We start from the raw sequence: 11065 nt of genomic DNA on the forward strand, positions 1-11065 counted from the left end.
CCGAGGGCGGACGCCCGTCCACGCGCAGCCTCAGACGACTGCGCGCGACGCGTCCCCGGCGGCGGGCCGAAGCGGGGGGCCGGCCCGCCGCCGCGCCTCATGGACGGCTTCCGCCACATGGACGGCTTCCGACAGACGCCGGACGGCGCCCGGCACCGCCGCGTCGGCCAGGTTGCCGTACCCGAGCACCAACGTCGCGCCGCGCGGCCCCGCCGCCATGCGGTACTCGTCGAGATCCGCCAGCCGTACATCGCGCCGCGCGGCCTCCCGTACGACATCCGCGGCGGCGCAGTCCGTGAGGTGGAGCAGCAGATGGAACCCCGCTGCCGCGCCGGAGATCTGATGGCCCGGCAGCGACGAGGCGATCTCCCCCAGGAGGGCATCGCGCCGTCGCCTGTACCGCAGCCGTGACGCCCGCAGGTGCCGGTCGTAGGCACCCGCGTCCAGGAAGCCGGCGAACGCCTCCTGGTCGATGACGGGCGGCGGCGCGACGGCGGCGTTCGCGGCACGGAGCCCGTCGATCCAGCGGGGCGGCGCCGCCACCCAGCCGATCCGCAACGCCGGGGACAGCGTCTTGCTGATCGACCCCAGCAGCGCGACCCGCTCCGGGTCCATGCCCTGAAGGCTGCCGACCGGGTGACGGTCGTAGCGGAACTCCGCGTCGTAGTCGTCCTCCATCACCAGCCCGTCGACCGACCGGGCCCAGGCGATCAGTTCCGCGCGGCGGGGCGGTGTCAGGACCACCCCGGTCGGGAACTGGTGAGCGGGTGCCACGATCACCGCCCGCACCTGCGGCATGCGGCTGAGCAGCTCGACCCGCAGGCCGTCGCCATCCACCGGGACGGCGACGGGGACGAGTCCCGCCGCCGCGACGGCCGCACTCAGTCGCGACCAGCCCGGGTCCTCCAGCGCCACATGGGTATGTCCGTCGGCGCGCACGGCACGGCACAGCCGCAGCACCCCGTCGAGCGTTCCCCCGCAGACCATGAGGCGGTCGGCGTCCAGCGACGCGCCCCGCCCCCGGACGAGATGGGCGGCGAGCCGCTGCCGGAGCCGGTGGTGGCCCGCGGGGTCGGGGTAGCCGAGCTCGGCCGACGGGAGGCTGCCGGCCGCCTCCCGTACCGCGTCGGCCCACCGCTTACGCGGAAACGCCCGCAGGTCGGGCATGCCGGGCACCATGTCGTACTCCGGATTCCAGGGCGCCTCCCGTCCGGCGCGGCCGCGCCCGGGTACGGGAACGGCCCCGGCGCACACCCTGGTGGCCGAGCCACTGCGCGCTTCGAGATACCCCTCCGCGATGAGCTGGGAGTAGGCCTCGGTGACCACCCATCGCGAGCAGCCCAGGTCCGCCGCCAGCGCCCTGCTGGGCGGCAGGACGCTGCCGGCGACGATACGACCGCCGGTCACCGCTGCCCGAAGCGCCCGGGCGAGCCGCAGGTGCAGGGGGCCCGCGGACCGCCCGCCCGGCTCCCCGCCCTGCTCCCCGTCCGGGTCCAACTCCAGGTCAAGGTCCAGGTCCAGGTCCAGAAGCGTGCCCCGGGCCGGATCCGTACGGTCGTGTGCCATGGAGCCCGATGCTACCGATCACGCCGGACGGGCCGGGGGGCGAAGGCGGTGACCGACCGTCACCCCTACTCCGTACGTACCGCTCTGACCGGCCCTCGGAAAACGCAGACATGCATCGGCCCGCACGGGAAACCCGTACTCCTGACAGAGGAGGCGCAGATGCCGATTACATTCCGTAAGAGTTTCCGGATCCTGCCGGGGGTGCGGCTCAATATCAACAAGCGCTCCTGGTCCATCACCACCGGTGGCGGCAAGCACGGGCCGCGACAGACGTCCAGCAGCACCGGGCGGCGGACGACGTCCATGGATCTGCCGGGGCCGTTCGGGTGGCGCAAGACGACGACCAAGCGGCGCGGACACTGAGCGGGTGACCCGGTCGGCCGCCGTCCCGGTCATCGAGCACCCGGACGGCGGCGCAGCGGTTGCCGGCGCGGCCCCCGGCTCCGAGGATCGGAGCGTGGGCGGCCGCCCCGGGCATATCGCCCGGGTACCGACCCGGCCGACCGCCCGGATGGCCGTCACCCCGACAGCGCACCCCCGCAATGCCCTTATCTCACATCTGAGATAACCTGCATCTATGGCAGACGACTACCTCGTACGCATCGGCAAGCTCATCCGAGACGCCCGTCAGCACCGGGGCTGGACACAGACGCAACTTGCCGAGGCACTGGCCACTAGCCAGAGCGCCGTGAACCGCATCGAGCGCGGCAACCAGAACATCAGCCTTGAGATGATCGCGCGCATCGGTGAGGCGCTCGACAGTGAGATCGTTTCGCTCGGCTATGCCGGGCCCATGCATCTGCGGGTGGTCGGCGGCCGCCGGCTCTCCGGCTCCATCGACGTCAAGACGAGCAAGAACGCGTGCGTGGCACTGCTGTGCGGCTCGTTGCTCAACAAGGGCCGTACGGTGCTGCGCCGGGTGGCGCGCATCGAGGAGGTGTTCCGGCTCCTGGAGGTGCTGAACTCCATCGGCGTCCGCACCCGTTGGATCAATGACGGGGTGGACCTGGAGATCGTCCCGCCCGCCGAGCTGGACATGGAGGCGATCGACGCCGAGGCGGCCATCCGCACCCGCTCCATCATCATGTTCCTCGGCCCGCTGCTGCACCGGATGGACACCTTCCGGCTGCCGTACGCCGGTGGCTGCGATCTCGGTACGCGCACCATCGAGCCGCACATGATCGCGCTGCGCCGCTTCGGCCTGGACATCGCCGCGACGGAAGGGCTCTACCACGCCCAGGTGGACCGCTCGGTCTCGCCCGGCCGTCCCATCGTGCTGACCGAACGCGGCGACACCGTCACCGAGAACGCCCTCCTGGCCGCCGCCCGCCACGACGGCGCGACCGTCATCCGCAACGCCTCGTCCAACTACATGGTCCAGGACCTGTGCTTCTTCCTCGAAGCGCTGGGCGTACGGGTCGACGGCATCGGCACGACCACCCTGACCGTGCACGGCGTGCCGAGCATCGACGTCGATGTGGACTACTCCCCCTCCGAGGACCCGGTCGAGGCGATGAGCCTGATCGCCGCCGCCGTGGTCACCGAGTCCGAGCTGACGATCCGCCGCGTCCCGATCGAGTTCCTGGAGATCGAGCTGGCGGTGCTGGAGGAGATGGGGCTCGACCACGACCGCACCGCCGAGTACTCCGCCGACAACGGCCGTACGCGGCTGGTGGACCTGACCGTACGGCCCTCCAAGCTGGAGGCGCCGATCGACAAGATCCACCCGATGCCGTTCCCGGGCCTGAACATCGACAACGTGCCGTTCTTCGCGGCCATCGCGGCGGTGGCCCAGGGCAAGACCCTGATCCACGACTGGGTCTACGACAACCGGGCCATCTATCTGACGGACCTCAACCGCCTCGGCGGCCGGCTCCAGCTCCTCGACCCCCACCGCGTCCTGGTGGACGGCCCGACCCGCTGGCGCGCGGCCGAGATGATGTGCCCGCCGGCCCTGCGTCCCGCCGTGGTCGTCCTGCTGGCGATGATGGCGGCGGAGGGTACGTCCGTACTGCGCAACGTCTATGTCATCAACCGGGGCTACGAGGACCTGGCGGAGCGCCTCAACTCGGTGGGCGCGCAGATCGAGATCTTCCGCGACATCTGACCGGCGGGGTGTTGTGCCCCTTGAGCCCTAGGGGCACAACACCGCAGCATCCATCTGACCTGCGAATATTTACCTTCACGGCCCTTCACTGATCACTGTTGCTTTTCAGTACCTTGTGCAACGCACGTGCAAGATGATCTTGAATGACTGACTGGACATCAGGAAAACCTGAGTAACCGTCAGCCTTTACGGAGGGTTGTCGCCGAAATGGCCTCGCAACATCCGATGTCGGTCGGGTCACGCCGACCGCGTCTGGGCGACGAGGTGAACCGCCATCTGCCCGACGGCTCCGGCCTCGCGACGCAGCCCGGGGTCCGACCGCGCATCCAAGTCCTCCGGCTGACCACTTCGCCACGCAGAAGAGGACCCGCACCACGCGGGTGCGTCCTCTGTCGTAGACGGGCGCCGTGTCACGGCCTGAGCCTGCGCCCACCTCGTGGGAGCACCCGCTGCGACGTCCGGGCCGACGGGGTGTCGGGCCGCCCTACGATGAGCAGCGTGACAAGTCTCCGCGCCCCAGGCTCTGGCCCTCAGCACATAGCCGTGGGGACGGCCGAGACCGACCGCCAGCTGACCGACTCCACCCGCCTGATGTACTCCTCCGACATGGCCGCCTTCATTGCCTGGTGCGCGAGCGTTGGTCGGCGGCCGCTGCCTGCTAACCTCGCGCTTTCACGTGGAGTGCTGTCCGGTGGGTGATCGCGCAAACAGAAAGTGCCTCTGACCAGCGAGAATAAGGATTGTTGAGGCCCTTGTTCCCGCCACCGTCGGAGGCACTTCCCAGGTGAAGCAGAGTATCGGGTGCTACCCGCGCGTCCGTACCGAGGGCGGCGGTCGGGCGGTCGTCTCCCAGGCCGGTGGGGTACTGCTGGTCGAGACCGTCCGCAAGACCGGTTTGCATCAGGCGATATCGGCTGCGCTCACGCCGTGGCGACGGCCGCGGGCGGTGCACGATCCGGGCAAGATCCTGTTGGACGTGGCACTGGGCGGGGACTGCCTCGCGGATGTGGCAATGCTGCGGGCTGAGCCGGCCGTGTTCGGCCCGGTAGCCTCCGATCCGACCGTCTCCCGGCTCATAGACACTCTCGCCGCGGCGGGGCCAAAGGGACTGAACGCAATCCAGTCGGCACGATCCGAAGTTCGCGAACAAGTCTGGAAGTTGGCCGGCACCTCCGCGCCGGACACCGGCGACCAGGTGATCGTGGATCTGGACGGAGTCCTGGTCCTGGCGCACTCCGAAAAGCAGGACGCGGCCGCGACCTGGAAGAGGACCTACGGCCACCACCCGCTGATGGGCTTCGTCGACCACGGCAGCGGCGGCACTGGAGAGCCGGTCGCAGCCCTGCTACGGCCCGCGATCGACCACGTCACCGCCACTCAACTCGCCCTGGCCCAGCTCCCGAAGCAACATCGGCGCGGACGGTCCACGCTGATCCGCACCGACTCGGCGGGCGGCACCCATGACTTCCTCGCCTGGCTCACGCAACGGGGCCGATGGCTGTCGTACTCGGTCGGGATGACCATCACCGAGCAGATTCATCAGGCCGTACTGAAGGTTCCGGCCACCGCCTGGACTCCGGCGATCGAGCCGGGCGGCGAGATCCGCGATGGTGCCTGGGCCGCCGAACTCGACGGCGACATCCTCAAAGGCTGGCCGAAGGGGATGCGGCTGATCGTCCGCAAGGAACGACCCCACCCTGGCGCCCAGTTGCGTATCACCGACGCCGACGGACTCCGCCTCACCGCCTTCGCCACCAACACCGCCAGCGGGAAAATCGGGGACCTGGAACTGCGACACCGCAGGCGCGCGGGCCGAAGATCGTATCCGTGCCGCACGGGCCACCGGCCTACGCAATCTGCCGCTGCACGACACCGCCCAGAATCAGATCTGGCTGGAGATCGTCCAGCTCGCACTCGACCTGTTGGCCTGGCTGCCGATGCTGGCCCTGACCGGCAGACCCCGACTCTGGGAACCCCGCCGCCTGCGACTGCGGCTGTTCTCCGCCGCCGCCCAGCTGGTTACCACCGCCCGCCGTCGGCACCTGCGGTTCGCCCGGCACTGGCCATGGACCGACATGATCACCGATGCGATCCAGCGCCTCGACGCCCTCCCGAACCCCGGCTGACCAGCACCAACCCGCCCCGACGAACCCGAACGGCCCTCTGGAGCCCGTGGAACCCGACGCCCACCCGACGCGACAGCCGGGCTCCCACCATGCCCACGATCACACCAACACGCCGAAATGGCCCACCAGTTAAACTGATGAGCCGTCACGAAAGATCGAGGCTAACCCGGAGACGGTCACTAAGTACGTGGCGCACTTGACCGTGAGTTAGCCACGGCTCGTTGTCAGTCCCGGCTTCTAAGCTGCTCTCGGCGTTTGACCGATGGGGTGGAGGATTCCGTGGCACGGCAGTTGACGACGTACGAGCGGTTGGCCTTGATCAGTAAGTGGAAGAGTCCGCCGGGGCCGTCAGAGGAGCGTCGCCTCAAGCGGGCAGAGGGCATGGTGCGGGCTGCGATTGATCAGCATGCGGCCTTCCATGACGTCAACATCCACGTGGAGGCCAAGGGCTCGTACCCGAACAACACCAACGTCCGTGGAGACAGTGACGTCGATATCAAGGTCCAGTTGAACGAGTGCTTCTATTACGACGGGCAGGTGCCGATTCTCGCCGGCCCGGACTACACGGGGTCCTGGACGAAAGACGTCCTTCGCCGCGAGGTCTACGCAGCACTGGACGCCGCGTTCGGGAACGTGGAGTCGGATCACAACATAGCCTTCTACGTACCCGAAGTCCCAGGTAGCCGTCCCAGCACCGACGTCGTGCCGTGCTTCAAGTACGTTCTGTATGACGGTGCAGCACCGGGCGGGAAGCATGAAGGAAGCGTGGTCTTCGGCCGAGATGGCAAGAAGATCGTGAACTGGCCCGAGCTTCAGTTCGCCAATGGGCGCGCGAAGAACACCGCGACCCACCAGCGGTACAAGTTCGTTGTGCGAGTGCTGAAGAACGTGGAGAACGACCTCACAGCCGAGGGCGTCATCGAGGCCCTGCCCTCCTACTTCTCCGAGTGTCTGATCTACAACGTGCCCAATCCCGTCTTCTTGAACGGGGACCTCGATGACGCCGTCCGCGCGAGCTTGGCTGAGGTCTACCGACAGCTCGACTCAGCCACCGAACGCCAGCTCATGCAGGAACCAAACGAGATCAAGATGCTCTTCGGTTCGGAGCAGAAGTGGAGCGAGCAGGATGCCCTGGACCTGATCCTCCACGGCTGGCGCTACCTGAATTACGGAGGCTGAGGATGAACCAGGCCACCGCCCTTCGGACCGGCGCCACCATCGCCACCACGATCTACACCGGCGTACTAGTGGCCTTGGGCCTGTACCCGTCCGAGTTTCGCTACCTGTTCGCCTACGTCCCATCTGTCGTCGGCTATGGCGTACTCGCCTTCGACAAATGGGCCTGGCATTGGCCTGGTATCCACCGTCTTACTGGCCGCCCGTGGGTCACGGGGACATGGCGTGTTGTGTTGTCCCCCAGCCCCGACGGCCACATCCCCGAAGGCGGTAACCGGGGCCCGATCACGACATACATGACCATCGAGCAGACGTTCTGGAGCCTGCACGCGACGCTCCGCACCGCGGAAAGCACCTCCCACTCCAGCAACGCCACTCTCAATGCCCCCGAGAACTCCAGTACGTGCGAAATCGGGTTCCTCTACGAGAACAGACCTCGTGTCGAGCATCAGCACCGTAGTCCTCGACACGAGGGGGCTTGCCGCATAGCGGTCACTGGTCTGTCTCCCAAGGTCGCCTCGGGTCACTACTACACGAGCCGCTTTACCGCTGGAGACATGGATTTCACTTTCCTCGACCGGTCCACCGACTACGGCACTTTCGCCGAAGCACAGGACGCCGACCCTCAGCACCGCTCCGCCTGACCCAGCCTTCCTACGCTCTCGAAGTGCCGGAGCTGCCGCCGCGTTACGCAGAGGGTGGGTGTCGTGTCGTTGGACAGTGCAAACCCATTCTGACTTCTGGAAACCGTTGGCCCATGCGCCCGGACCTTGCCAGAATCTTGAGGGTGAAGGCAACTCAGATACGCCGGCAGCACCTCGTCTCGCAGGTCCTGCTCAAGCAATTCACCACAGCCGGGCCGGAAGGCAGCGGCCTTCAGTTGCGTCCCGTCGATGTGCGCAACCCGGAGCGTCGGAACAAGCTCGCGAGCACACGGACGTGCGGCTGGGCCGACACCTTCGTGGCGTTCGACTCCGCGTCTGCTGAGAAGTTATGGGACTCCGTAGAGAGGGGCGCTCACGCTGCCATCGAGGCCGTGTACGCAGGCACACCGTTCGCCGATCCCCTGCACGTCGAGGCTCTGCGTGACCTGATCGTGCTCCACTACGTGCGGTCACACCGCTATCGCGACGTGTACACCAACGCGTTTGAGACCGTGCGTGTGAAGGTCCGCAGTGAGGTCGTCGGACGGTTCCCGGAACCGCTGCGCCGTGAGGCGTTGCGGCAGACCGGGCTGCACCTTGCCAGCGAGGGCGCCCTCAATGCCTTCGCTGAGCGTCTCGTCGAACAGTCCGAGGTCACCCAGGGCTTCGGAACAGGCGCACTGTTTCGCACCAGCATCGAGAGCATGTTCAACAGAGTGCGTGCCACGGCTTCGAACTGGCAGTTGGAGGTGTTGACGCCAGAAAACGGGCAGTTCTTGATCGGCGACAATCCAGCGGTGACCGTGCGTACGGATACCAGGCCCTGGTCGTACAACATGGCCATCGGTGACGCACACTCCATCGTTTTGCCGATCACTCCCCGACATCTCCTGGCCCTGGGAAGGAACAACATCGTTAGCACCATCCCTCGGGCCCTCATGGACCAAATCAACATCGTGCAAATCCGCGCTGCCGATTGCTACGTCTATATGCACCCTCGGAGTACAAGGCTCGAGATGTTCGCGAGAGAGGCGGCGAAGCGGTGGCGAGCGGACCGCGTGAGCCCCTACCGCGCGTCGGCGTCGGAATCGAGGAACAGGAGATCGTAGACCGGGCCGCCGGGGCGTACTTCTGGGTGGAGGAACTGGACGGCTGCGCCCCCGACGCCCACGGCATCCCGTACGGCGAGGGCTGGAACGGCGGTGTGAACTGGACTGGGCGCTGGGGGTGCTGGTCTCCACCGTCGACAGCGCCTACCGGCAGCGCGGGCGCGCTCGCATCGCCAGGTCTCTGCTGATCGGTGGAGAAATCCTCGCCAACCGGATCGCGGCCGCGGACCAGGCCCGCGCAGCGCATCGCCCAGCAGATGGCGGCCCGGCACAATCTCTTCGGCACGCAGGCCCAGCACCTGGCCCGACAAGCGGCAGACCATCTGAATCTGATCGACTCCCCCACCGAGCGTCTCGCTCGGAAGGTCGCGGCCGACCATCTGAACCTGATCGACACCCCCGCCCAGCGTCTCGCTCAGAAGATCGCGGCCGAGCAGCTGGCGCTGATCGACAACCCGATGCACCGTATCGCCCGACAAGTGGCAGATTCCATGCCCAAGCTGGACGTCGCTGCCGACTTGCACCGGCCAAGCGGTCGTGACGAAGCCGTTGATGAAGTTGAACAGTCGGCCCCTTCTGATCCCTCGGGAGCCCGCGCAGACGGGCCAGATGACACGGCCGACGACGACCGCGAAAGCGAGTGATCACTCCAGCGGAACGGCTGGCACACGCACGAGCGCGGACGTAGTCCGTCCGGGTGAGCAGGGGGTCCAGCTCCGGGTGTCCCGTGCTGATTTCCCCATGGCTCAGCGCCCCCTCTTACACTTCGGCCGCACTCGGGCCGCCGCTGACGACATGGGGCGACGTTACCGGCAGCACTCTGCGCTGCGGGCTAGTTCTGTCAGACACGTACCGCCTTCGCTGGGGCGCCGAAGCAGCGCCTGGCCTTCAACGGCCGCAGCGGCCGCGCCGAGCCCCATAGCGACACCCTCACTGCGGCGGGACCTGCGCGAACGGGCGGCGTTCGCCGACCTGCTTCGTGACTACGTTGGCTTCCCGTCGGGCCAGCTCGTCCGCCCCTTGACGTCTGCGCACGTCAAGGGCCAGAAACCCACCCTGTCCCCGTAGCCGCAGGGATAAGGTGACCTTCGGTGATGCTGCAACACGTGACGCGGTCGCGAAAGGGTGACTCAGAGAACATGGCAGAGGTGCCCGCGCAGATCGGCCGCTACGTGGTCGAGCGCGAGCTGGGCTCGGGGGGCATGGGAGAGGTCTATCTGGCCTATTCGCCCGGCGGGGACCCGGTCGCGGTGAAGGTGATTCGACGGGATCGCCTCGACCAGGCCACGCGTGCCCGATTCGAGAAGGAAGCGCTCATCGCGCGAACGGTCGTGGGTACAAACCGAGTGGCACGCTTCCTCGATGCCGATCCGTACGCCGAGCAGCCCTGGATGGCCGTCGAGTACGTCCCAGGACATACGGTTCAGGAGCAGGTACAGGGCCAGGGCACGCTCCCTACCCCGCTCGTCGCCAGCCTCGGCGCGCTGCTCGCCGAAGGGCTCGAAGCAGTTCATAAGGTGGGCCTGCTCCACCGCGACCTCAAACCGCAGAACGTCATGCTCAGCGAGTACGGTCCGATACTGATCGATTTCGGTCTCGGGGCCTTCGTTGACGCTGACAAGGACAACCTGACGCAGGCCGGGATGATCATCGGCACCATTCGGTGTATACCTCCCGAGCAAGCGCTCGCCCGCACCAAGCCGAAAGAACCTGCCGATGTGTACGGGCTCGGCACAGTGCTGCTCTATGCGGCGACCGGCCACTACCCGTACGAGGGCGCGGACTGGCTCGGAATCGCCACTCAGGTGGCGGACGAGGAACAGTTCCCAAATCTGGCCGGGCTGCCTGACGCCCTTCTCCCGCTGATCACGGCGATGCTCGCGTACGCGCCGGCCGACCGTCCCATGCTGGCCGAGGTGACCCGGCAGTGTGTGGCACTCGTAGAGGATGCGGGGTTGTCTGCGGCACAAGCCCGCCATGCACTGGTAAATGCGACGGCTTCCTCCGAGGACAGTGCCCGCGCGGCGCAGAACAATGGCCCGTCCTCCTCGGTGTGGGAACGCATCGAACAATTCGCGGCCCCGGTCGGCGATACCGGCACTGCGGACGAGGACGACCACGACAGCCCGCTCGACCGTCCTCTCCCGGTCTCAGCAGACTCCGGCGCTGAGGCGCCTGCCGATCTCACGAAAGACGTCGTGCGGGAAGCCGAGAAAATGACCGATGCGGAGCTACCGGCCCAGAAGCCGAGGCGAAGTCGGAAGCCGGCCTCGCTGACGGTTTCCGAGGACTTGCGAAAGCGGTACGCGATGCAGTCCGCGCTGTAGCTCGCCTATC

At 67.3% G+C, this 11065-nt stretch carries 8 protein-coding genes and 1 pseudogene; 8 read left to right on the forward strand and 1 reads right to left on the reverse strand.

Annotated elements, in window-relative coordinates; genetic code table 11:
• Positions 1-30 precede the first annotated feature (30 nt).
• The gene (locus tag ACFVWW_RS07270) at positions 31-1566 is read right to left on the reverse strand and encodes a PLP-dependent aminotransferase family protein (RefSeq protein ID WP_386876408.1); all 1536 of its coding nucleotides are present in this window, start codon (positions 1564-1566) and stop codon (positions 31-33) included.
• A 159-nt stretch (positions 1567-1725) separates the two neighbouring features.
• Here ACFVWW_RS07270 and ACFVWW_RS07275 point away from each other — a divergent pair, with 159 nt between their 5' ends.
• The 8 genes and pseudogenes from ACFVWW_RS07275 to ACFVWW_RS07310 all read left to right on the forward strand — a co-directional run bounded on the left by ACFVWW_RS07275 (position 1726) and on the right by ACFVWW_RS07310 (position 11055).
• Positions 1726-1929, forward strand: coding sequence for a DUF4236 domain-containing protein (locus ACFVWW_RS07275; protein ID WP_384329435.1), 204 nt, complete (start codon positions 1726-1728; stop codon positions 1927-1929).
• Between the two features lie 214 nt (positions 1930-2143).
• Positions 2144-3673: a helix-turn-helix domain-containing protein gene (locus ACFVWW_RS07280; RefSeq protein WP_384190224.1), complete on the forward strand. Its 1530-nt coding sequence runs from the start codon at positions 2144-2146 to the stop codon at positions 3671-3673.
• Positions 3674-4457: 784 nt separating this feature from the next.
• Positions 4458-5799: pseudogene (locus ACFVWW_RS07285) on the forward strand (IS1380 family transposase).
• A gap of 279 nt (positions 5800-6078) precedes the next feature.
• Complete coding sequence (locus ACFVWW_RS07290; RefSeq protein ID WP_386876411.1) at positions 6079-6978, forward strand: hypothetical protein; 900 nt, start codon at positions 6079-6081, stop codon at positions 6976-6978.
• 2 nt (positions 6979-6980) lie between these two features.
• Positions 6981-7619, forward strand: a complete 639-nt coding sequence (locus ACFVWW_RS07295; RefSeq protein ID WP_386876413.1) for a hypothetical protein — start codon at positions 6981-6983, stop codon at positions 7617-7619.
• 143 nt (positions 7620-7762) lie between these two features.
• Complete coding sequence (locus ACFVWW_RS07300) at positions 7763-8728, forward strand: DUF4238 domain-containing protein (RefSeq protein ID WP_386876415.1); 966 nt, start codon at positions 7763-7765, stop codon at positions 8726-8728.
• Positions 8729-8919: 191 nt separating this feature from the next.
• Complete coding sequence (locus ACFVWW_RS07305) at positions 8920-9372, forward strand: hypothetical protein (protein WP_386876417.1); 453 nt, start codon at positions 8920-8922, stop codon at positions 9370-9372.
• A gap of 495 nt (positions 9373-9867) precedes the next feature.
• Positions 9868-11055: a protein kinase gene (locus ACFVWW_RS07310; RefSeq protein WP_386876419.1), complete on the forward strand. Its 1188-nt coding sequence runs from the start codon at positions 9868-9870 to the stop codon at positions 11053-11055.
• The last annotated feature ends 10 nt before the right edge of the window (positions 11056-11065 follow it).

It is taken from the genome of Streptomyces sp. NPDC058198, assembly GCF_042882605.1.
Classification (GTDB): domain Bacteria; phylum Actinomycetota; class Actinomycetes; order Streptomycetales; family Streptomycetaceae; genus Streptomyces.

What these genes read in the sequence shown, in the direction of transcription:
- ACFVWW_RS07270 (WP_386876408.1), bottom strand. Translation starts at nt 1,566, where the DNA reads ATGGCACACGACCGTACGGATCCGGCCCGGGGCACGCTTCTGGACCTG.
- ACFVWW_RS07275 (WP_384329435.1), top strand. Translation starts at nt 1,726, where the DNA reads ATGCCGATTACATTCCGTAAGAGTTTCCGGATCCTGCCGGGGGTGCGG.
- ACFVWW_RS07310 (WP_386876419.1), top strand. Translation starts at nt 9,868, where the DNA reads ATGGCAGAGGTGCCCGCGCAGATCGGCCGCTACGTGGTCGAGCGCGAG.
- ACFVWW_RS07280 (WP_384190224.1), top strand. Translation starts at nt 2,144, where the DNA reads ATGGCAGACGACTACCTCGTACGCATCGGCAAGCTCATCCGAGACGCC.
- ACFVWW_RS07295 (WP_386876413.1), top strand. Translation starts at nt 6,981, where the DNA reads ATGAACCAGGCCACCGCCCTTCGGACCGGCGCCACCATCGCCACCACG.